This is a genomic window from Armatimonadota bacterium, from assembly GCA_039679645.1.
GTDB lineage: Bacteria > Armatimonadota > UBA5829 > UBA5829 > UBA5829 > UBA5829.
In genome coordinates, this window is the sequence record JBDKUO010000049.1 from 107,844 (window position 1) to 129,318 (window position 21,475).

Here is a 21,475-nt window from a genome sequence, read left to right on the forward strand (position 1 = left end):
CCTCTTTTCTAGTTGTTGGTAAACAGGCATAATGCAAGCTGAGATAGCAATCCCGAGTGCTTGCATTGTTTGTGAATCGGATAGGTCTCAGACGTGACCTCGCGAACATTTTTAGTTAGTGCAGAGCGCAATTTTGGGTATCCTGATATCGACTTCGTGTTTTCTGAGCCACACGCAATAGGAGGTGCCCCGATGGCAACATTTGTAGATTTTAGAACGCCTTTGAAGGTGGAAGCATATCTGGATGATATCATCTTCCCCTGTTCCCGCTATGAAATCCTGCGCTGCGCGGAGGAAAACGAAGCCCCCGACGCGATCCTCGACGCGATAGAAAGCCTGCCCGAGCGCAGATATCGGGACGTCAAAGAAATTCTCGGCAAGTTCGAAAGAATATAATATCTGAGATTTTATATTGAATATTTGTATTTATACGATGGTCTGGGATCTGAAGCTTGATCCCAGACCATTTTTTGAATGGGTGAATTCTTAGTTTGCTGTGCGGGCATACTTACGAATAAATATAATTAATATACTGCTTGACATAATCAATATAGAACGGCATAATAGCTTAACATACTTAATGCTGGAGGGTCCATTTTGGCTGAGGAATGGTATGAACTTACCAAGATGACGAATGGCGCAAAAGTGCTGGTCGAACGGGTAAGAATTGCAGACAAAGACGTTGCCATAGAAGGCAGCTTCGAGTTGCCGCCACTGGCGAACCTATCGGCAGAGGATCAAGTCTTTGTAGCGGCATTTGTCCGCTGTCATGGTTCAATCAAGCAGATGGAGCAGACGTTTGGCGTAAGCTATCCCACAATAAAATCACGTCTGAACCGTATTGGTGATGAACTAAAGTTCATTGAAGTCGCCTCACCCGTATCACAAGATGAAGTTCTCGCAAGACTCGACCGTGGTGAAATATCGGTCGAAGAGGCATTGGAGATGATGAGACGATGATACCGCCTATACTGCTCCGGCTAAAGATCGGCAAGCGGCGTATTGTTGTTCCACTATTCCTGTTATGGCCTCTGGCAATACTACTGGCACCGATAGCCATTATCATATGTATCACCCTTGCCATATGCAACCGGCAAGCGAGGTACCTGACACTCTTGCATAAGCTCTACATAATGACCTGCGCATTACGCGGTCTGGAGATCGACGTTAAAGATAAAGAAGATGTGGTTTTAATTTCTATTAAATGAGGATGATTAAAATGAATGACGAGAACAAACAGATTCTAACCATGCTTGCAGAAGGTAAGATTTCCGTTAGCGATGCTGAACGCTTGCTCGATGCGGTCGATTCTTCGAAAGATGTGCAGGCAACAATCGAACAGCCCGCGAAGGCAAAGCCAAAATACCTTTGTGTCGTAGTCGAAGGTGATGACAACGTAAATATTCGTGTGCCGCTTCAATTGCTGTATGCTGGAATGCAATTCACGTCTCTGATTCCTCGACAGGCTAAAGAAAAGATAGAGGGCGAACTGGAGAAGAAAGGTATCGATTTCGATTTATCGAATATGAAGCCGGAGGCTATCGATGAGATAATCAACGCATTCGGCGAGCTTGAGATAAACGTTGACGACAAAGATGGCGAACATGTAAGAATATTCTGCAAATAGCTCTTTATCCGGGCGCGATACCTAAGTAATATACGGCCTTGAACTTAGTCGCGCCACAGATAATCCAACAATATCAGATTTCTACACAATATATTTCATAAGGCTGCGTCTAGTATAGTATACAAACATTGTCCTCTCAACTGGCTATGACATGGGCATCATAAGGGGTGGTATTATGAACAGATATCTGATCGCACTAACCGCTCTACTTATTCCGGCAATTCCCATGTGCATTCCTGCATTTGCACAGGATACTCAATCCGATCAACCTGCGGCTTCAAGCACGGATACATCTATCAGCACTTCTACGGCGGCGACATCCACGGATACTTCTGTAGACGCTACAGCCAAAGACAAGGACCGCGAAGAGAAAGACCGAAAAGAAAAAGAAAAAAAGGAATATGAAGCACGTATTGAGGCCGAAAAACGTGAGCGTGTTGAAGACCGGGAACGCAGACATGATCATCATGATGATTACAACAATGGCGATACACACGGATCAGTCTACCAGGGTCTGGGGTTCTTTGGCGGGTCTTTTGAAAAATCGAGCGTGAGTCTGCTTGTAGCTCCATCAGGCCGCATAGACAAGTCTGCCATAGGGCTGCAATGGATTGGTAAACATAAGCTCGGAATTGCAATATGGGCTTCTGGTGATGTTGACCAAGATGACGATGTTATTGATGCCTATATTCCGCACAATGACTACTATACCGAGAGCAAGAAGGCTTGTTACTCATTCGAGGGACTTTGTTGCCTTGGATCAGATAAGTCTGCGCTGATATTTGGCGTTGGGTTCGCAGTAGAAGAGACTACGTATACTGATGTCTCGAATGTTACCGGCTGGAGATGGAAAGGTGGAGAAGACTACAATGCGAGGCCTGCTGCTCAGATCGGATACCGGGCAATTATTGCGCAGAGATTCGGCATTCAATTCGGATATGATACCAGCCAGTATGGATATTTCGGGCTGACTGCGAGTTTCTAGAATTTTTGTGTGTAATATCCGTGTGGTATAATACTCAAGGAGGATGCAGCATATGGCTATAGTCATACGAGCACATTTTGACGGAAAAGCAATTATACCGGATGAACCCGTGGATCTACCGGTCAACCAGCCTCTTGAATTCGAGTTGAAAGAGGAGCCTGCGCACCTAGCCTGGGACTCTGACAAAGCTACAAAAGCCTGGGAACAACTCAGATCTCATGCGATTCCAGGTTTGCATATTACCGATGTTTCACTTATGCGCGAAAGCTTGTATGAGGATCGCTTGTGAACTTCCTGGTGGATACAAATGTCTTGCTCAGGCTTCGGGATCAGGATAGTCCACATCATGATGGATGCGTGTCTGCATTGGAAACACTCAGAAATCGTGCTGATGTAATGTACATTTGTGCGCAGATCATTGGCAGGCAATTGTGACAAACAACAATGTAAATGGCAAGCAGGCACACGATGCGAGAATAGTTGCACTAATGTTAGCGCATGGCATTACGCATATACTCACACTAAACCCCGGAGATTTCAGTAGATATACCGGCGTCACACCTGTCACCCCTAATGAAGTAAACCTTATATAGAGGAGAGGCACTGACATGCCAAGGGAAATTGCTAAGGACACACCCGATGTCGGTCTCGACTCGCTTGACTGGGCTGTCTTGGAAAGCAAATATTCCGTAACGTTAAGAGAAAAACTCTCGTCTCTGCCCACATCGCCCGGGTGCTACCTGATGAAGAACGCATCGGGTGAGATTATATATATCGGCAAGGCAAAAGTACTGCGCAACCGCGTGCGGCAGTATTTCCAAAAGGGCACGGACCACACAAGGCGCATCCGCCGCATGGTTGGTGAGATTGCCGACCTGACGTGGATCGCGACCGATTCCGAACTCGAAGCATTCATCCTTGAATCCAACCTCATTAAGAAGCATCACCCCAGCTACAACGTCCGCCTGCGCGATGACAAGAGTTACCCTTATATCGCGATTACACTCAGCGACGAGTGGCCCAGGGTAGAGTTCAGGCGCAAACTCAGGATGAAACCAAAAGAGCAGGACAAATATTTCGGCCCATACACGGATTCTGAGGCCGTGCGCGATACGATGCGTCTGATACGGCGAGTGTTCAGGGTTCCATGCGGCTTCAAGCACCCTGAGACGTCAAAAGGCAAAGCGTGCATGTATTATCATATCAATCAATGCACAGGCGTCTGCGCGGGCAAGATTACTCACGATGAGTATATGGCCGTAATTGACGATGTAATGGAGTTTCTGGCCGGTAAGCGTGAGAATCTTGTGAAAAAGCTTCTTGCTCAGATGGAAGAGGCCGCAGAAAGACTCGAATTCGAGAGAGCTGCACGGATCAGGGACCAGGTTCAGGCGATCCAGACTCTGGTCGCGCGACAAAAAGTGATCTCGACCGCGCTTGAAGACCAGGACGTGATTGCGATGGCTGCAGACGGATGCAACACTCTGGCCGAGATGTTTTTTATCAGGGGCGGCAAGCTGATAGGTCAGGAACACTACCTGCTGGAGAACGCGTGCGAAGATGACCTGAATGAGAGCCTGCGAGAGTTTATAGACCAGCACTATACCACTGCTCCATATATTCCGCCTGAGATATTGGTTAATGTGGATATAGCCGACCTTGACATGACCGAGAGCTGGCTCAGGCAAAAGAGGGGAACCAAAGTCACTGTCCACTGCCCCAAGCGCGGCGAACGCAGGCAGCTTGTCGAGATGGCAAAGAAAAATGCCGACCTTGTCCTGAAACAGATCAAGCTCAAGATGTCGACTGACGAGTCGCGTATAAATGATGAACTCGGCACTCTGCAGAGCGCTATCGGCCTACCCACCATGCCTCACCGCATTGAGGCATACGATATTTCCAACATCCAGGGATATTATACGGTCGCGTCGTTAGTCGTGTTCGAAGACGGCCAACCGAAAAAGGCACACTATCGCAAGTTCAAGATCAAGCAGCACGATGGCAAGCCCGATGACTATGCTTCCATGAAAGAAGTGGTCGCGAGAAGGCTTACAGGTAGCCTGCGCAAAACCCAGGCATTCACTGAACTGCCTGACCTGATGCTCATTGATGGCGGCAAAGGCCAGCTTAATGCTGCGCTGGAAGTAATAAGAGAGAGTGGAGAGTGGAGAGTGGAGGGTGGAGAGCCGGATGTGCCGCCGGTGGTCGGGCTGGCGAAGCAGCACGAAGAGATATACAAATCCGGCAGGCCGGACCCGATTATTCTGCCGCGAAACTCCAAGGCGCTGCATTTGATCCAGAGAGTGCGTGACGAAGCGCACAGATTTGCCGTATCATATCATAGAAACCTTCGCGGCAAGACCATGCGCGCATCAGTCCTCAATGACATTCCGGGCATCGGGCCGAAACGTCGAAAAGAGCTGATGAAGCACTTCGGGTCGGTAGAGAAAATTATGGATGCGTCAATTGAGGATATCGCCGATGTTCCGAATATGGGAAAATCGGCTGCGGTGGCTGTATACGATTACTTTCACAGGGAGAATGAGCAGTGAAATATTATTGCGTTCTCAAAACAAAGCTGGGCTTTATAGCGCTTGCAGGAATCGACGGCAAACTCACACACTCCACTCTGCCTAAGTCGACGCGTGAATCGGCACTTGAGTCTCTTGGTGCAGGAATAGGCAGTTCGTTTGTTGAAGACTGTGATGCGTTCGGTGATTTGCCCGGCAAACTTATGGATTACGCAAACTGCAGGCAGGTTGATTTCTCGGATGTGCAGGTTGATCTGAGCGGATACGGCAAATTTCATGCGGCTGTGCTATCGGCATGCCGGAACGTGCCTTACGGTGAGTTGACGACCTACGGCGACCTCGCGGCTGCAGCGGGATCGAAGAGAGCGGCCAGGGCTGCGGGAAGCGCAATGGCCTGCAATAACATGCCGATAATAATACCGTGTCATCGTGTTATCGCTTCCGGTGGGCGTATAGGCGGGTTCTCTGCCGGTTTGGAGTGGAAAAGAACTTTACTCAGGCTTGAGGGTTGTGATGTATGTTCAAAAGATGGCTGATTGGAATCGTAGCGATACTGGTCACCGTATGGGTCTTGAAGCAGCTTCCGCCGATCTTCAACATTAGCTGGAAGTCGCTGTGGGGACCGGTTGTGTTTGTGCCTGTTTTGGCGATTACAAACGCAATATTAGGCACTATTCTGAAAATAATCTCTGCACCTGTAAGCTGCCTGACACTGGGGCTTTTCGGGTTTGTCATTAACGCTGTTGTCTTCTGGCTTGCGGGAACCGTTACGGGTGCGCATATGGGATTTGTAGCTTCGTTGGTCGGGTCGATTCTATACACTATCATATCGGCGCCGCTCAACTCTGCGCTCAAGGAGAAAGAATAATTTGGACAGCAAAAAACAACTGGTCATAGTTACCGGGATGTCAGGTGCGGGAAAGTCGCTTGCGGTCGCAACATTCGAGGATCTCAACTTTTTCTGCATAGATAATCTCCCCCCTCCACTGCTTCCGAGCGCAGTGGATCTCTGGAAATCACCGAAGAATCCTGAGAACATTGCAATAGCGATCGACGTGCGTGCGGGTCAGTTTTTTAAAGATTTCCTGCCGGTGTGCAAAGATATACCTAAGAGCCGGATCGAAGGTTTTTTGCGGCCAATCATACTCTTTCTCAACGCTAGTGATGGTGAATTGGTAAAGAGGTTCAAGGAGACGCGCAGAAAGCACCCTCTTGTGACCAATGAGAGAGGAATTCTTGAAGCAATCAAGCTGGAACGAGAGATGCTTGCCGATTTGCAGGAACAGGCCGACAAGATCATCGATACAACCAACCTGGAAGCTGAAGGCCTTCGCCGTCTGATAAGGCAGTTTTTTGGCCCGGCCACCGCTCAGGAAAGATTGATGATCGCCGTCGTATCGTTCGGGTTCAAGCATGGAGTGCCGTTGGACGCTGATGTGGTTTTCGACGTCAGGTTCCTGGCGAACCCCTTCTGGGTGCCCGAACTTCGTGACAAGGATGGTACAACTCCCGAAGCGCAGCAGTATATTCTTTCTGATCCGCTCACTGAGCCTCTGCTGGAAAAATTATTTGACCTCGTGGAGTTCAGCATACCTCAATACGTCAAAGAGGGTAAAGCGTATCTGACGATTGCCATAGGCTGCACCGGCGGCAAACAGAGGTCGGTCGTAGTCGCCAATGAACTGGCCAAATTCCTCACGAGTTCCAATTATGTAGTGAGAGTGGAGCATAGAGACCTTCATCAGGTGCGGGGGCAGACTGATGCGCGTTAAGTCTATTATGAGCAACCTGAAATGGCTCTATCCGGGCATGAAGGTCAAGCGGTGGCTGATGCTGGTGCCGGTAGGCGTGACGGCCGTCATCGCGGGTGTAGTTTTGCTGCTCAATATGCATATCGTGGACCTGCTGGGGACGGTCGGCACGGAGGCATTCCGCAGGTTCGGAGTCAGGCTAGATAAACCGGGCGTGCAACTGCCTCTCGGCAGTGGAATGATCTTTGCCGGGTTGATCCTGATCTTTGCGAGCCTGCGTCAGGTGGTCAGGTCAATTACGAGTGTCGTCAGCCCTGAGGCGCAGGGTAAGCTCGCCGATGTGATCTTCCAGAGACGGTATCTGGCGCAGGGGCATCGAATTGTAGTTATCGGAGGCGGCACCGGCCTGTCGACCATGCTGCGTGGTCTGAAGCAGTATTCGAGCAATATCGTGGCGGTGGTGACTGTGACCGACGACGGTGGCAGTTCGGGCCGTCTAAAGGAGGAGATGGGAATTCTCCCGCCTGGAGATATAAGAAACTGCCTGGTTGCGCTCGCGGATGCAGAGCCGACCATGACCAAGCTCTTCCAATACAGGTTCAGCCAGGGTGATAATAGTTTTGAAGGCCATTCGTTCGGCAATCTGCTTATTGCGGCAATGACTCAGATCACCGGTGATTTTGAGAAGGCTATCAAGGAAACGAGTCAGATCCTCGCTATTCGCGGTCTTGTCCTGCCCGCCACGACCGACAGGGTCAGGCTCCAGGCTGAGTTTGAGGACGGTTCATTCGTCGAAGGCGAGACAAATATCACCAAAACGCCCGGCGCTATAAAATATATGATGCTGCATCCGTCAAACGCAAGCCCGCTTGAGGAGACTCTGCATTCGATCGAGCTTGCGGATGCTATTGTGCTGGGCCCGGGCAGCGTCTTCACCAGCATCGTGCCGAACCTGCTTGTGGGCGGTATACCCGAGGCTATAGAGAAGTCGGAAGCGGTAAAAATATACGTGTGCAATGTCATGACCCAGCCCGGCGAGACTGATGGATTTACTGCATCGGACCACGTGAGAGCGGTCGCGCGGCATTCGGAGTGCCGGGTCTTCCAGCACGTGCTTGTAAATCAGGAGAGGCCTACCAATGAATTGCTTGATAAATATGCGCAGGAGAAGCAGTATTTTGTCGAGCCGGACATCGCCGAAATCCGCGATATGGGCTACAAGCCGATTGTCGGCGACTATATCAGCCAGACGGATGTCGTTCGACATGACCCGGAGAAGCTGGCTGAAGCTATTATCAAGTTGTCCTATTAGGGGAGTGGAAAGCCGTAGGCCAACGCAACACCATATGTTTGGGCGCGATATCCGATCGCGCCCGAAACAGAATCCCCGCAATTTCAGATTGCGATTACGGACGATAGAGAATCGAGAGAACAGCATTGCCAAGACATGATGTAATTCTTGCCTCTGCCTCGCCACGGCGCGAGGAACTGCTCGGGTTGATATTCAAAGAGTTTTGGGTCATGCCCAGTGAGTTTGACGAATCGACAGTTCCACATGACCTTCCGCCCAATGAACAGGTGATGTACTCATCGCTTATGAAAGCCAGAGATGTAGCCGCGAAGAACCCAAAATCGCTCGTTATAGCTGCCGACACGATTGTAGTTGTCGATGAAACTATACTCGGCAAGCCTTGCGACAGGGCAGACGCTGCGCGCATGCTCAAGCTCCTCAGGGGAAGAACGCATCAGGTCTATACAGGTATCGCGATAGTCTATTGCGGAGATGAACACAATGCGTTCGAGTGCACTGATGTAACATTCAGCAACCTGAGCGATGAGGTCATATCACGTTATGTATCCAGTGGTGAGCCGATGGACAAGGCGGGCGCTTATGCGATACAGGGCCGCGGCGCGGTGCTGATCGAGTCTATATGCGGCTGCTACTTTAACGTTGTCGGGCTTCCTGTCCACAAGCTGAGCATGATCCTCAATGAGCTTGGTATTCCGCCATTGACCTGCTGACCGGGGCAAGTAAGAGTTCACTCTTGACTGGAACGCGGGATTTCCACCGAGCCTATCTGTATATACTCCCATAAAACTGATCAGCTTCCAAGTAACCTGGCGTCTGCCTTGCACCACCTGCTATAATATATAGGGCAATCTCAGGCAGGAGGCTTATGTGAAGACCCGATATAAATTCGTATTGTCGGCAATAGCCGTTCTGGCCGTTTTTATAGTGGCAGGCTGTGGCCACAAAACAGGAATGTATGCCGGTAAGATGCAGGTTGCGGCCAGCATCGGGCCGCTGGGGAATTTCGCGAAAGAGGTAGGCGGAGACTTGGTCGACGTCCATATACTTGTCCAGCCGGGAGCCAGCCCTCACACATACCAGCTCACAACCGACCAGATGGAGATGCTCAGCAAAGCGTCTGTGCTCGTACTGAATGGCGTCAGTCTCGAGTTCTGGGCTGACAAGGCTATTGATGCAGCCGATAACCCGAAGATGGTCGTTGTTAAAACGGCAGATGGGCTGCCGATCATAGACTCAGCAGAAGACCTTGACCACCCAGGCGGCAATCCGCATGTATGGCTTGACCCGATATGCGCGGTCCACCAGGTGAAAATGATACGAGACGCATTTATAAAAGCAGATCCAAAGCATGCAAAGCAATACAAAGCGAATTCGGCTCAATATATAGGCAAGCTCATGCAGCTTGATAAAGACATTAAGCGGCGAGTAAAGACTTTCAAATCAAAAGATTTTATAACGTTTCACCCTGCATGGATATACTTCGCCAGGCAATATGGACTCAACCAGGCGGCGGTAATTGAAGAGACTCCGGGCAAGGAACCGTCGCCGTCGGAGTTGGGTGACATAGTCAAGGTCTGTGCAAGAATTAAGGCAAAAGCTATATTTGCTGAGCCGCAATTTTCTCCAAAGGCCGCCCAAGTGATAGCCGACGAATGCGGTGCGCGGGTTTTAATGCTCGATCCGATGGGCAAAGCGCCTGACTATGACTACATAAAGACCATGCTTGCTAACCTCGATCATATGACAAAGGCGCTGGGCCAAAAATGAGTGATTTCAAACATGCCGTCGAACTGACGGATATTACTGTTAAACATAACGATATAGCTATCATCGACAATGTGTCTCTGACTATAAACAAGGGCAATTTCTCAGCAATAATCGGGCCTAACGGCGCGGGCAAGACAACGCTGATCAAAGTCATCCTGGGCCTTATCAAACCCGACTTGGGGACTGTAAAAATTTTCGACAGGCCGCTGGACCAGTTGGGCGAACTGCGCTCCAAGATAGGCTATGTGCCTCAGATATTTACTGTCGACATAAAATTCCCGATTACAGTCTTCGAGACTGTGCTGATGGGTATGTACGGCAGACTAGGCATAGGCCGACGTGTAGGACGTTCGGAGCGTGAAGCCGCATATGCCGCGATGGAAAAAGTCGGGATAACCGATCTTAAGAACAGACCCATCGCCAGACTTTCCGGCGGGCAGAGGCAGCGCGTATTTATCGCAAGAGCGCTCGCAAATAACCCCGATTTACTGGTCCTCGATGAGCCGACCACAGGTGTAGATATAGCCGCTACAGGGAGTCTTTATACACTACTGCATGAGCTTAAAAGTGAGGGTGTCACGGTGCTGCTCGTCTCGCACGACGTTGGAGTTGTGGCAAAATATATAGACACACTGGCATGTCTTAACAGATCGCTGGTTGCGCACTGTAGGCCCGGTGAAGTCGAGTGTACTGATGCTCTCAAGACAATGTACGGCTGTGACGTAGCATATCTTCACCATGGCGACGCGCCGCACATTGTAGTGGAGGAGCACGAATGATAGACATACTCAACTACTCTTTTATGCAGCGCGCAATGATCGCCGGAACGCTCATAGGGGCGTTGTGCGCGGTTGTCGGGGTCTATGTAATCCTGCGTGGAATGGCATTCATGGGTTCGGGAATTGCTCACAGCTCGCTCGGCGGGGTAGCTATAGGAATCCTTTTCGGGGTCAACCCTATCTGGAGCGCAGTCGTCTTTTCAGTGCTTGCGGGGTGGGGAATCGCAGCGGCGTCGCGCAAGGGGCATGTCAAGGAAGACACGGCAATCGGCATCATGTTCGTCTCGGGAATGGCGCTGGGGATTCTCATAATCGGGCTGACACACAGCTATCAGGTCGATCTCTTGAGCTATCTGTTCGGCAGCATTACTGCAGTGACTGTGCAGGATGTCTGGACGACAGTCGTAATCACAGTGCTCGTGCTCGGTTGTGTGTTCGTGCTGTATAAGGACCTCATGTTCGTAATATTTGATCCTGAGATGGCAGAGGTGACGGGCATGCCCGCCGGAAAGCTGTATTATCTGCTGATAACCATGATTGCTCTCACGGTGGTCATGTCTATCAAGGTGGTGGGAATAGTGCTGGTCTCAGCGCTGATAGTGACCCCCGCTGCCGCGGCCTATCAGTTGACCGAGAGTTTTAAGAAAATGATGGCTCTTGCGGTAGTGTTCGGGATCGGTTCGACAATCGGTGGATTGTTGATTTCCGATTGGCTGGCAATTGCGCCGGGCGCATCGATTGTCCTGCTTGCCACGCTTGCATTCGTTGTGTCCGCCGCATTCTCTCCGAGGCGCAGAAGGAAGTAACTGGTAGCGGAGGCATTATATTCCGCTAAAGAAGTCGTCTTTATCTATTCCGAATCTTCTTAGGCAAGCAAGTAATAAACCTGTTCCGATGGGTGTGCCTTTGCCATGATTTGTCAATGTAAATATGGGGCCTTTCATGGATCCCGGTTCATTTGGTCTATAGATGACAACTTCGCTGCCCTTACCGCGAGCCGGTTTCGGATGTTCTATTACTCCGTAGTCCTTCAATCGTGCAAGAAACTCGCGTAACTTGAGCGATTTAGGCATAGCAGAGCTGATCAACCTCTACTTTGCTGAATTTGTGTCCGCAATTATCAAAGACTCTATGTTTAATAGTATTACGAGTACACTGGGACATCCTCGCTTGTATCGCACCAAGCTTTTCCCAAACTTCTTTTGGAGCCGGGAAGAATAGATTTTCCATGTTGTCATTTTCAATACATGTTCGCACATGCACATCAATGACATTCATGATTTCATGACAGGCCTGCTCCAACGTTTCGCCTTCGGCAACCAAATCCAGTTCCAGGCAGTGAGCCAAATATGTTCCGTCAGCTTGGCCCTCAACGAGTACATTGAACCTTAGTTTCAATGTGTCATTCGATGGGGTTTCCATTTCTTTCCTCCAATGCTGTCAATCTAGCTCGCACATTCATAATATCACATGTATACTAGTTGTCAACACTCATCAGTTTTCTTATACCCATTTACGAGCATATGCCCCCAGGCGTTTACCTGGAGGCATACAAAAGGCTTCTTTTATCTCCTGTTTACTTTGTTTATTATCTCTCTACATAACCCGATGTAATGGCGGTGCGGAATGCTTCGACAATTGCCGGGTCGAATTGAGTGCCGGCGCATGCTTCGAGTTCGCAAAGCGCAGATTCCTGGTCCATCGCATCGCGCCAGGGGACATCCGACGTGAGTATGTCGAATGCTTCTGCAACTGAAATAATACGGGAGCCGAGAGGAATATCTTTACCGCAAAGGCCATCGGGATAACCCCTGCCGTCAAAGCGTTCATGGTGGTGCTTGATAAGTGGAACGGCAAACTCTAGGCCGTCTACCTTCTCCAAAATCCGGATCGCTATGGTGGAATGCTGCTTCATTATGGCAAACTCATCATTGTTGAGCTTGCCGATTTTGTTGATGATCTTCCGTGATATCGCTACTTTGCCTATATCGTGAAGACCGGCGGCATATTTCAGATCTGTGATCTCATCACATGTCAGTCCCAATACCTTTCCTATTGCCGCACTATATCGAGTCACCCTTTGAGAGTGCCCCTCTGCAGTTCTGTCACGCTGCCCTGCGGCAGCAACAAGCGCATCTATCGTCTGTTCGTAAACTCGATGCAACCCGCCTCGACCCGCGCGCTCGATGCCCATTACATCCTCCATGATATGACTGAGACTCCTTATTTGAGCCGTTTGATACAGTCTAAGATGTCTAAGACTTCTTGCTTTGTTACAGTGCGCATATCAAGGAGAAACCACTCTTGTGTTATCCGTCCGAAGACCGGTTGCTCGTTTCCTCGAAAATGCTCACCCAAATCTTCGGCAGATAAGCAGCCGCTCTTCAGAGCAACTGCGCGGCTTTCAATATTTTGTCCGGGGAGTGACCCGCCCCCGATCTCAGAGAATACCGGCCGGACTTTCGTAGCAAGATCGGGTATATGCAGCGAGTTGATCCGGCGCGCCAGTCGGTTTGCCTGTGAAGTTATCTCATCGAGGGGTCGGCTGATTGCGGCAAGTGTCGGGATTTGAGACCATGGGTCGCCATAACGATACACTCTAAGCGTGGATTCGAGTGCGGCCAGCGTAAGTTTATCCGCTCTCAATGCGCGGGCAAGCGGGTTTTGTCGGCACTCATCAATTACTTCTTTCTTTCCGACCAATATCCCGGCCTGCGGACCGCCGAGGAGCTTATCACCGCTGAAGCAGACTAAAGACGCGCCCGACTTGACACTATCCTGCACAGTCGGCTCATAGTCCAGACCGAATTTGGATATGTCGACAAGAGCGCCGCTGCCCAGATCGTCCATTATGGGGATATGCCTGCTCTGTGCCAGATTAACCAGTTCTTCAAGACTCGTATCCTCAACGAAACCGCTGACCTTGAAGTTGCTCGGGTGGCAGCGCAGAATAAGCGCCGTTTCGTCAGTAATAGCCTCTTCATAATCGGAGATGCGTGTTCGATTGGTGGTCCCGACCTCAACAAGCCTCGCCCCTGCGCGTCGAATGATATCCGGCATGCGAAACGAACCGCCTATTTCGACAAGCTGGCCGCGCGATATTATCACCGACCTGCATTGCGCCAGCGTATTGACCGCAAGCAGCACTGCCGCGGCATTGTTGTTTACGGCAAGCGCGCTTTGTGCGCCGGTAAGCTCCGTCAGAAGATTGGAGACGTGAGTTTGCCTGGAACCACGTTTTCCCGATTCTATGTCGATCTCCAACGTGCAGTGGCTTTGGGCAATCTCATTTACCGAACTCACTGCATCCAGGCAGAGCGTCGAGCGCCCAAGATTGGTATGCAAAATGACACCGGTTGCGTTAATGGCGCGGCAAAGTGAATGCCTTGTCAACTTATCAACCTCGATTTTTGACTGTTCAAATAACTCGATACTATCCGGCGCGGATGCACCACAGGCAATATTATGCCTGGCGTTTTCAAGCACATTTCTGAATGCCTCGGTAACGACAGTCCTCGAATGGTTGTTCAAGAGGCTGGCGGCGCGCTCATTGCGCAGCATCTCGTCTACGGACGGCAGTTTTCGATATTGGTCGGATGCGTCTGTTTTTTTCACGATAGGATTATATTGCGATAATCGGCGATTTGCAATCGTTGTGCGCAGATGTGATTAAGGAGTATAATACATGTGTCAGTAAATTCAGCCCATGCCGGAGGTAAAAAGTGTACCGCTCTGCTTTGAAGACAGCATCTATAACCACAATTATTGCAGCGTTTGGGAGCATAGTCTTGCTCACGGGCTGCGGCAACCAGTCTTCGGACGCACAACCGCCGTCGTTTGACCAGCCCCCGGCGTCCAACGCAACAAAAATGCTTAAGCCGACATCAACAGTGCAGCAGAAGCTCAAGTTTGGTCAGCTTACACTGGAAACACCGGTGAAGACTACTACGGACAAAAACGGCCTGGTATTCCTCGAATTTCAATACGCCGACAACAGCGGCAAGGTCTACAAGTGTAAACTGCCCAAGGCCATGTCTGAGGGTGAATACACGCCCGATCAATGGATCGCGACATTCAGCGTATACAAACAGCCCGATGTAATCAAACAAAAGAAGGCAAAATCAAGTGCCGGCCAGGCTGTAAACGATTTTCCTTTTATTGCGCCGAAGCCGGTAACCCAAACAAACCAAAACAGTTCAAGCGCCGGGCAACAGCCGTCCGCACCATAAATTTATAATTATTGCAACTCGCGGATTTTCGAGGCAGCCTGTGATAAAAATGCAGGCTGCCTTACACTGTCATGGTCAGCAGACAACCTTGCGATATGCCTCATGCCCTCAAAAAGATGTTTGTACCAAATCCAAATTCCCTGCAACACAGATCGATCCCTGCGCCAGCTTAAGCGAGTTTACTGTAGCATTGAACCCGAGGTCCTTGGAGTCGAATACAGGATTGACTTTTGTCTCAATATAGTTTCGTGCAAATTCGGGGGCGGGCACGCCTGCGGCAGAAACCTTTTTGAGATCGAGGATCAGCAGATGATGATCTTTTACATGTATGTCCGCTTCTGTCTTCACGTTTACTCCCACTCCGGCGACAGCCGGCCTTGCCGAGACGTCTATATAGCCGTCATGCAGTGAAATCTTGAGTTCCGGAACGTCCGGGTAATTTTTGTGAAGATATTTTGCCAGCTCACTCTGAGCAATTGTCGCAGAAAAACTGGTCTTACTGGCGCCTTTGATTTCTTGCGTCTTTGTGTCGAAGACAAGGTCGTGGACAGTCACATTCAATGATTCGAGCTTGATGCCTTTTTCGAGGTTGACATCTTTGCCGACTATGTCCAGCCTTTCCATTTTTCCCTTGAGGAGCCTCATTGGTGAGCCGGTGATATTTACATCGTATGATTTAGCTGGGCCCAATCTCTGTTGGAGAGCCTCAGCAATTTTATTTTCGGCATGGCGTTCCGCTCGCCCGCATCCCACACACAACGATACAATAAATGACATTGCAATAATCGAAACAGCTTTACTGCGCCACAAATATTCATCCTCCACTGCTACATGGTATTTTTGGATATTATACTCGATCATGAGAAGAAAACGTATACCCGGCCAAAATTCTAAGCTTCTCACTCGTAACAGACTGGACTTTTGTGGTATTATAGATGACTAGGGATAAGTAATGAATCATGTCCAAAAAATGGAAGGCGACCGAAGATAAATGGCAATCTTCTCCAGATTATTCAGCAGGTTTTCAAGAGCAATAGGCATTGATTTAGGTACGGCAAATACGCTTGTGCATGTGCGTGGTAAAGGTATTTTGCTGCGTGAGCCGAGCGTTATCGCGCTTGATAGTCAGTCCAGAAAGGTTCTCGCCGTCGGCGAAGAAGCAAAACGGATGCTTGGGCGCACGCCGGGCAGCATTATTGCCATCCGGCCTCTCAAGGACGGAGTTATCGCCGACTTCGATCAGACCGAGGCAATGCTCAGGGGCTTTATTAGAAAAGTAAACAGGCACAACGGCATATTCGGGCCACGTGTGGTAGTCGGCATACCGTCGGGTGTGACCGAAGTTGAGTGGCGAGCCGTTAAAGAAGCGGCAATGAAGGCAGGCGCATCGGAGGCTTATACGCTGGAAGAACCGTTTGCTGCCGCAATAGGCGCTGGGCTGCCGGTTAGCGAGCCAACCGGCAGTATGATCGTTGATATCGGCGGCGGGACGAGTGAGGTTGCCGTGATCTCTCTGGGCGGCATCGTCACCAGCCGTTCGATCAGGGTCGCAGGGGATGAAATAGACGAAGCCATCGTGGCCTATGTACGGCGTGTATTTAATCTTCTTATTGGCGACCGCACTGCCGAAGAAGTCAAGCTGGACATCGGATCGGCATATGCACTGCAAGAAGAACTGACAATGGAAGTTCGCGGTAGAGACCTGATTTCCGGCCTGCCCAGGAGTGCCGTCATATCAAGTCAGGAAATACGTGAAGCAATCCATGATCCTGTAATGGAGATTGTCGAAGCCGTGAAGCTGACACTGGAATCCACACCTCCCGAACTGGCAGCGGATGTGATGGAGAGAGGTATTGTGCTTGCGGGCGGCGGGGCACTGCTTCGAGGCTTAGATGAGTTGATAAATGTTGAAACGGGAATGCCTGTGCATATTGCGCCTGACCCGTTGAGCTGTGTGGTGTTGGGTACGGCAAAAGCTTTGGAGGAATCAGAGAGCAACACTGCACTTAAAAAAGCACTGCTTGGCTCAACAAGGCAGGTTCAATCCATCAGCTAAATGTTTAACTATCTTCGCAACAAGACAATTATCAATCTTGTGATATTGATCGCGCTGGGTACTGCAATTGGAAAGATGCACAGCCATGGGCTTGCAAAGGGCAATTCGTTGTACATGCAGGATGCAGTACGGTCTACGTTTGCGCCTGTAAATATTGCAGCCCACGGCGTTCTCTCAATGGGCAGGGTTGCAGTCCTCACGTTCAGGCCTCGGTCGGTAATTCTCAAGGAAAACAGACAACTGCGTGAGAGCGTGAGGCGGCTGACATTGGAGAATGCTGCGCTGCGTGAGGCTGCTGAAGAGAATATAAGACTAAATGCTGCTTTAGGCTTTCAAGAATCATCAAAAATTGCAATGGTTGCTGCGGAGGTTGTCTCGCACAATGAGAGCAACTGGTTCGATACTGCAACCATTAATGTTGGAACGCACTCGGGTATTCGTCAAGGATCAGCTGTAATCAATCATCTTGGTATTATTGGACAGATATCCGAAGCCAATCCATTTACCTCACAAATTGTTGCCCTCACAGATTCAAACAGCGCCATCGGCGCGATGGTTCAGCGTTCAAGAAGTTCGGGCATGCTTTATGGACAGGGCACTGATTATCTTGTCTTGGCATATCTGCCAAAAGATTCAGATATAAAGCTTAAGGATGTGGTTATTTCATCGGGCATGGGTGGAGTGCTCCCGAAAGGGCTTGTTGTTGGGCGAGTGTTGAAAGTGGTGCGAAACTCGACAGCAGGCACGACCTCCGCGCTCATAAAGCCAAGCGTGCGCTTTGACGAAATTGAGCAAGTTTTTGTTGTTAAACCTGGACAGACTTCTACACCATGAAGAAATATTTCTGGGCAATTATAATGCTCATAATTGCGGCTGCCGCACAGGGCAATTTTCCTGGGTGGATGACCATATTTGGCGCTAAACCCGACCTTGTCCTTGTTGTGCTTATCATCTATGCCCTGTCAGCCGACCCTGACTTTGGCACGGTGCTTGGTTTTATTGCGGGGCTTATCCAGGGATCGGTTGTTGGACTGAGCTTGGGGAGCTTTATTGTTACTCGCACAATTACCGGTTTCCTGGCCGGCATTGTTCATAAGCGGCTCTTCAGTGAAAATCCTATTGTGCCGATGCTTTCCGCCGTCTGGCTGACACTGGTATGTGAGGGCATGTTTCTTTTAGCAAACCCCAAGCCCAGCTTTTCCAATACGATCCGCACTCTGCTCGGCGAATGCATTTATAATGCCATCTTCGCACTTCTTCTGTATCTGTTCCTCAGGCACCTCGATACTCGCCGCAAAATAAAGCTTGCCAACGCAAGATTATAAATTCTGAATTTTGCACTCTGAGTTCAGTCACACTAGCATTACAAATACAACGAATATCCGTTTTTCGATTGTAATTAGAATGCGGATGAGGTCGTATTTTTTACGAAAGGAAATCTAGTCAGTGCCAATGCAGATTATAGCAACAGGCAGTTATCTGCCTGAACTTATAGTATCGAATGATGATATTGCGATTTTCCTTGATACGAGTGACGAGTGGATTAGAACCAGGTCCGGGATTAGCACGCGACGAGATGGCCCAATAAAACTGCTAGAACGAGGAGACATGGTTCTGCTTACTGCATTCGGCAGAGGGCTAAGTTCCGGTACCGTGTTGTTGGAATGGTGAGGCTGTGGTAAAGGCAAAAAAGACTGAGCTGGAAACAGAACTCTATAATCCTCTATACGACTATCTGGCAAGCCACGGCTATACAGTGCGCAGTGAGGTCAACAACTGCGATGTTGTCGCGCTAAAAGACGATGATCTGATAATAGTCGAACTGAAGAAATGCCTCAACGTTGTGCTCCTCTCTCAAGCAGTAAAACGCCAGCAGAGCTGTGAGTCGGTGTATGTAGGGGTCCCCAGGCCGCCGGACAAGCGTAAATGGACTTGTGCCAACAGGTCACTGCTGCTCCTGCTCAAACGTCTGGAGCTTGGTCTGATCTTCATATCTCCGGGGAATAAGAGGGTTCCGGTCGAGATCATACTGCATCCGGTTCCGTACAAAAGACACAAGAAGCGCAAATCCAGGCGAGCCATAATCCGAGAAGTTGAGAATCGCTCAGCAGATTTCAACACTGGTGGAAGTTTCCGCACCAAGATTATGACGGCCTACAGAGAGAATGCGATACAGATCGCCTGCTATCTTGCTCGATTGGGCCCGACTCAGCCGAAAGTGCTAAGGCAACTCGGCACGGGTGAGAAGACTCTTTCCATACTCCGAAGTAACTTTTACTCGTGGTTTGAGCGTGTGGGATACGGGCTCTACGACCTAAGTTCGACCGGCAGGTCGGATATCAAGCAATATCCTGATCTGGCTGAGAGATATTATAACCTGCTTGAAGATGCAGAAGGGAAGCTCGTCGAGAGCAATTAAGTAAAACACGGCCATAAACTTGTATCAAGGTACGTAATCTAAAGATACAAGACGTGCAATTTATTTAGCGTAAATTGCTTAGAAAGCAATGTAAATCGGGTGGGCGATTCAGAAAATATTAGCTGGAGCTTATGGTGGTGTCAGTGATACCAATTTTTTCATTAGTGTCGGCAGTGCCGACATCGGTAGAAACAATATTGAAAGTGCCATTTTTGGAGCAACTCTGGGATGATGATAAACGCGGGCATGGATCGTGCGGCCCTGCGTCGATTGCTATGTGCTGCCGTTATGTTCTCGGCCTTAATAGCCCCTCGATACAAGATATCGTAAATGTCTGGAGATACCTGGGAGGCGACCCTGACGGCAATGATATGAATGGAACGAGTCTGTCCCAACTGGTCGATTCCTGCCACGACTGTTTCAAGATAAATAGTGTGCATGGCTCTGAAATGGACGTAGACTCAGTAAAAGGCGAGATTGCTGAGGGCAGGCCAGTGGTGCTTCATGTCCTTTGTGAGCATCTAACCAACCGAGGATATCCGTATAAAGCCGGACACTGGATTGCTGCTGTGGGATTCAACGACGATTATGTGATCTGTAATGATCCGGGGACCTGCAGGGGTTTTAACAAATACTACTCTAACTACGACATCACAAGAGCTATGGCAGACAGAAGCAATGAAGTCATATGCGGATTTTATCGATGATGACCCGTTGATCAAGAAGGTACGAAGCGAGTCGCTGAATGTTCGATTGATATTGACAGCATGCTTGCTTGCGGATAGAATGCGAGTGGCACTGTAGATTTAGGTGTTTTGTAAGATTGATGCGTCCGGCAGTTTCGGGAATTCATTCCCGAAATACCGAAACCGAGTTCTCGAAACACCCGAATAGAGCTTAGAGGTGAAAAAATGGTAAAGCATCTTCGTTTTGCGCTTGCGGTAGTCGCTATAGGATTTATCATATCACTTCTTCCAGCATTGGCGGCCAGCGTGTCCCCCGGATTGCAGACTGATTCCAATTTTGACACGTCAAGGATCGCAATTAAGAGCGGAAGCATTGTGCTCAAGGTTAACGATTATAACGAAGCCAGGGCACAGATCATGCGGCTGGCCGATGCGCGAGGCGCTGTGCTCCACCAGGAAAAGAGTGAGGCAAACTTTTCCGGCGAGAGGCATGGCGAGATCATATTGGATGTTGATTCAGCACAGTTGGGGCCTCTGATGGAGCGGGTTCGACGTATTGGCAAGCTCTACAGCGAATCAGTACAGACATCGGACCAGACATCCGATTACCAGAAGCTGAATACGCGTATATCGCTGCTTAAGCAAAATGAGGGCGAGCTTATCGGATTTATGCGCAGCCCACGCCGAATGCGTGGATCGGATATACTCTTCGTTCAGTATCGGCTATATGAGAGCAGGCTGCAGATGCAGCCCAGGAGCGTGTCGATATTGCGCGCAGGTCGCAAAAGGCCATGCTAAGTGTGGATCTCTTTGAACCCGAGCCTCGCAAGACCTTCGACTGGAGCAACTGGCACGCTGTCGCCTCATATCGCGCCAAGGGATCGTTCCTGACTGTGCTTCGTAAAGGCGTCACGGGGTCTTTCTACGCTTTATACTTCGCTCCGATTTGGATACCGGCGGTTTTGATCGTTTTCTTTGGAGGAAGGAAACTGATTCGCTGGATTAGGCAGAGGATAAATACTCTCGTTGAGAGACGTCGTGCGAGGACAGTATCGCAGTAGTGAGGTTGACGGAGAGAGTTGACACGAATGTGAGAAGCGAGTCGCTGAATGATCAGATGATATCGACAGGCAGGCTGCTTGGGGATAGGATACGGGTGGTGCTGTAGATTTAGGTGTTTTGTAAGTTTGATGCGTCAGGCAGTTTCGGGATTTGAGAGGCTGTCTCAAAATTATTTTCTAAAACATTGAGAATCAGGCATGGATTGATGTGTTGGATGTCGAACTCCTATATATGAGGAGGTTGCCATGCCACAGTTCAAAGAAATGCCGAT

General features: G+C 49.6%; 28 protein-coding genes and 1 pseudogene. 25 read left to right on the top strand and 4 right to left on the bottom strand.

The features are described 5' to 3' along the window. Positions 1–192 precede the first annotated feature (192 nt). The 16 genes from ABFD83_10300 to ABFD83_10375 all read left to right on the top strand — a co-directional run bounded on the left by ABFD83_10300 (position 193) and on the right by ABFD83_10375 (position 11,558). A complete protein-coding gene (locus ABFD83_10300) occupies positions 193–396 on the top strand; it encodes a DUF2795 domain-containing protein (GenBank protein MEN6357462.1) in 204 nt (67 codons plus the stop codon). 201 nt (positions 397–597) lie between these two features. Further along, on the top strand, positions 598–960 hold the full coding sequence (locus tag ABFD83_10305; protein MEN6357463.1) for a DUF2089 domain-containing protein: 363 nt from the start codon (positions 598–600) through the stop codon (positions 958–960). Further along, positions 957–1,208, top strand: a complete 252-nt coding sequence (locus tag ABFD83_10310) for a hypothetical protein (protein ID MEN6357464.1) — start codon at positions 957–959, stop codon at positions 1,206–1,208. Before ABFD83_10305 ends, ABFD83_10310 begins: the two co-directional genes overlap by 4 nt. A gap of 11 nt (positions 1,209–1,219) precedes the next feature. Further along, positions 1,220–1,627, top strand: a complete 408-nt coding sequence (locus tag ABFD83_10315) for a hypothetical protein (protein MEN6357465.1) — start codon at positions 1,220–1,222, stop codon at positions 1,625–1,627. Positions 1,628–1,802: 175 nt separating this feature from the next. Then, entirely contained in the window at positions 1,803–2,612 is an 810-nt protein-coding gene (locus tag ABFD83_10320; protein MEN6357466.1) for a hypothetical protein, read from the top strand. A 52-nt stretch (positions 2,613–2,664) separates the two neighbouring features. Beyond that, a complete protein-coding gene (locus ABFD83_10325) occupies positions 2,665–2,901 on the top strand; it encodes a hypothetical protein (GenBank protein MEN6357467.1) in 237 nt (78 codons plus the stop codon). A gap of 142 nt (positions 2,902–3,043) precedes the next feature. After that, positions 3,044–3,205 carry a hypothetical protein gene (locus ABFD83_10330; protein ID MEN6357468.1) on the top strand — a complete coding sequence of 54 codons (162 nt, stop codon included), beginning with the start codon at positions 3,044–3,046 and terminating at the stop codon, positions 3,203–3,205. Between the two features lie 15 nt (positions 3,206–3,220). Beyond that, positions 3,221–5,164 (top strand): excinuclease ABC subunit UvrC, encoded by a 1,944-nt coding sequence (gene uvrC / locus ABFD83_10335; GenBank protein ID MEN6357469.1) that lies wholly within the window; start codon positions 3,221–3,223, stop codon positions 5,162–5,164. Beyond that, positions 5,161–5,679 carry a methylated-DNA--[protein]-cysteine S-methyltransferase gene (locus ABFD83_10340; GenBank protein MEN6357470.1) on the top strand — a complete coding sequence of 173 codons (519 nt, stop codon included), beginning with the start codon at positions 5,161–5,163 and terminating at the stop codon, positions 5,677–5,679. Before uvrC ends, ABFD83_10340 begins: the two co-directional genes overlap by 4 nt. Then, a complete protein-coding gene (locus ABFD83_10345; GenBank protein MEN6357471.1) occupies positions 5,661–6,011 on the top strand; it encodes a phage holin family protein in 351 nt (116 codons plus the stop codon). Before ABFD83_10340 ends, ABFD83_10345 begins: the two co-directional genes overlap by 19 nt. Before the next feature lies 1 nt (position 6,012). Then, the gene (gene rapZ / locus ABFD83_10350; GenBank protein ID MEN6357472.1) at positions 6,013–6,915 is read left to right on the top strand and encodes an RNase adapter RapZ; all 903 of its coding nucleotides are present in this window, start codon (positions 6,013–6,015) and stop codon (positions 6,913–6,915) included. Beyond that, positions 6,905–8,206, top strand: coding sequence for a gluconeogenesis factor YvcK family protein (locus tag ABFD83_10355; protein MEN6357473.1), 1,302 nt, complete (start codon positions 6,905–6,907; stop codon positions 8,204–8,206). The genes rapZ and ABFD83_10355 overlap by 11 nt, the downstream gene beginning before the upstream one ends. Positions 8,207–8,331: 125 nt before the next feature. Next, positions 8,332–8,916 carry a Maf family protein gene (locus tag ABFD83_10360; GenBank protein MEN6357474.1) on the top strand — a complete coding sequence of 195 codons (585 nt, stop codon included), beginning with the start codon at positions 8,332–8,334 and terminating at the stop codon, positions 8,914–8,916. A gap of 157 nt (positions 8,917–9,073) precedes the next feature. Beyond that, positions 9,074–9,973 carry a metal ABC transporter substrate-binding protein gene (locus ABFD83_10365; GenBank protein MEN6357475.1) on the top strand — a complete coding sequence of 300 codons (900 nt, stop codon included), beginning with the start codon at positions 9,074–9,076 and terminating at the stop codon, positions 9,971–9,973. Continuing rightward, the gene (locus tag ABFD83_10370) at positions 9,970–10,752 is read left to right on the top strand and encodes a metal ABC transporter ATP-binding protein (protein ID MEN6357476.1); all 783 of its coding nucleotides are present in this window, start codon (positions 9,970–9,972) and stop codon (positions 10,750–10,752) included. The genes ABFD83_10365 and ABFD83_10370 overlap by 4 nt, the downstream gene beginning before the upstream one ends. Continuing rightward, a complete protein-coding gene (locus tag ABFD83_10375) occupies positions 10,749–11,558 on the top strand; it encodes a metal ABC transporter permease (protein MEN6357477.1) in 810 nt (269 codons plus the stop codon). The genes ABFD83_10370 and ABFD83_10375 overlap by 4 nt, the downstream gene beginning before the upstream one ends. A 259-nt stretch (positions 11,559–11,817) precedes the next feature. Here ABFD83_10375 and ABFD83_10380 read toward each other — a convergent pair whose 3' ends face one another. The 3 genes from ABFD83_10380 to selA all read right to left on the bottom strand — a co-directional run bounded on the left by ABFD83_10380 (position 11,818) and on the right by selA (position 14,367). After that, complete coding sequence (locus ABFD83_10380; GenBank protein ID MEN6357478.1) at positions 11,818–12,174, bottom strand: hypothetical protein; 357 nt, start codon at positions 12,172–12,174, stop codon at positions 11,818–11,820. Between the two features lie 166 nt (positions 12,175–12,340). Further along, entirely contained in the window at positions 12,341–12,946 is a 606-nt protein-coding gene (locus ABFD83_10385) for an HD domain-containing phosphohydrolase (GenBank protein MEN6357479.1), read from the bottom strand. A gap of 29 nt (positions 12,947–12,975) precedes the next feature. After that, complete coding sequence (gene selA / locus ABFD83_10390; GenBank protein MEN6357480.1) at positions 12,976–14,367, bottom strand: L-seryl-tRNA(Sec) selenium transferase; 1,392 nt, start codon at positions 14,365–14,367, stop codon at positions 12,976–12,978. Between the two features lie 107 nt (positions 14,368–14,474). Here selA and ABFD83_10395 point away from each other — a divergent pair, with 107 nt between their 5' ends. Then, positions 14,475–14,981 carry a hypothetical protein gene (locus tag ABFD83_10395; GenBank protein ID MEN6357481.1) on the top strand — a complete coding sequence of 169 codons (507 nt, stop codon included), beginning with the start codon at positions 14,475–14,477 and terminating at the stop codon, positions 14,979–14,981. A gap of 108 nt (positions 14,982–15,089) precedes the next feature. Here ABFD83_10395 and ABFD83_10400 read toward each other — a convergent pair whose 3' ends face one another. Then, positions 15,090–15,791 carry a DUF2993 domain-containing protein gene (locus ABFD83_10400; protein MEN6357482.1) on the bottom strand — a complete coding sequence of 234 codons (702 nt, stop codon included), beginning with the start codon at positions 15,789–15,791 and terminating at the stop codon, positions 15,090–15,092. Positions 15,792–15,972: 181 nt separating this feature from the next. Between ABFD83_10400 and ABFD83_10405 the strand changes: the two genes are divergently transcribed. The 8 genes and pseudogenes from ABFD83_10405 to ABFD83_10440 all read left to right on the top strand — a co-directional run bounded on the left by ABFD83_10405 (position 15,973) and on the right by ABFD83_10440 (position 21,203). Further along, positions 15,973–17,037: a rod shape-determining protein gene (locus ABFD83_10405; GenBank protein MEN6357483.1), complete on the top strand. Its 1,065-nt coding sequence runs from the start codon at positions 15,973–15,975 to the stop codon at positions 17,035–17,037. A gap of 177 nt (positions 17,038–17,214) precedes the next feature. Beyond that, positions 17,215–17,871 carry a rod shape-determining protein MreC gene (mreC, locus tag ABFD83_10410; protein MEN6357484.1) on the top strand — a complete coding sequence of 219 codons (657 nt, stop codon included), beginning with the start codon at positions 17,215–17,217 and terminating at the stop codon, positions 17,869–17,871. Then, positions 17,868–18,362 (top strand): rod shape-determining protein MreD, encoded by a 495-nt coding sequence (gene mreD, locus ABFD83_10415; GenBank protein ID MEN6357485.1) that lies wholly within the window; start codon positions 17,868–17,870, stop codon positions 18,360–18,362. The genes mreC and mreD overlap by 4 nt, the downstream gene beginning before the upstream one ends. Positions 18,363–18,483: 121 nt before the next feature. Next, a pseudogene (locus tag ABFD83_10420) lies at positions 18,484–18,609 on the top strand (3-oxoacyl-ACP synthase). Positions 18,610–18,712: 103 nt separating this feature from the next. Beyond that, positions 18,713–19,456: a DUF2161 family putative PD-(D/E)XK-type phosphodiesterase gene (locus ABFD83_10425; GenBank protein ID MEN6357486.1), complete on the top strand. Its 744-nt coding sequence runs from the start codon at positions 18,713–18,715 to the stop codon at positions 19,454–19,456. Between the two features lie 143 nt (positions 19,457–19,599). Further along, complete coding sequence (locus tag ABFD83_10430) at positions 19,600–20,163, top strand: C39 family peptidase (protein MEN6357487.1); 564 nt, start codon at positions 19,600–19,602, stop codon at positions 20,161–20,163. 204 nt (positions 20,164–20,367) lie between these two features. Further along, positions 20,368–20,940: a DUF4349 domain-containing protein gene (locus tag ABFD83_10435; GenBank protein MEN6357488.1), complete on the top strand. Its 573-nt coding sequence runs from the start codon at positions 20,368–20,370 to the stop codon at positions 20,938–20,940. Next, complete coding sequence (locus ABFD83_10440) at positions 20,934–21,203, top strand: hypothetical protein (protein ID MEN6357489.1); 270 nt, start codon at positions 20,934–20,936, stop codon at positions 21,201–21,203. Before ABFD83_10435 ends, ABFD83_10440 begins: the two co-directional genes overlap by 7 nt. Positions 21,204–21,475 lie beyond the last annotated feature (272 nt).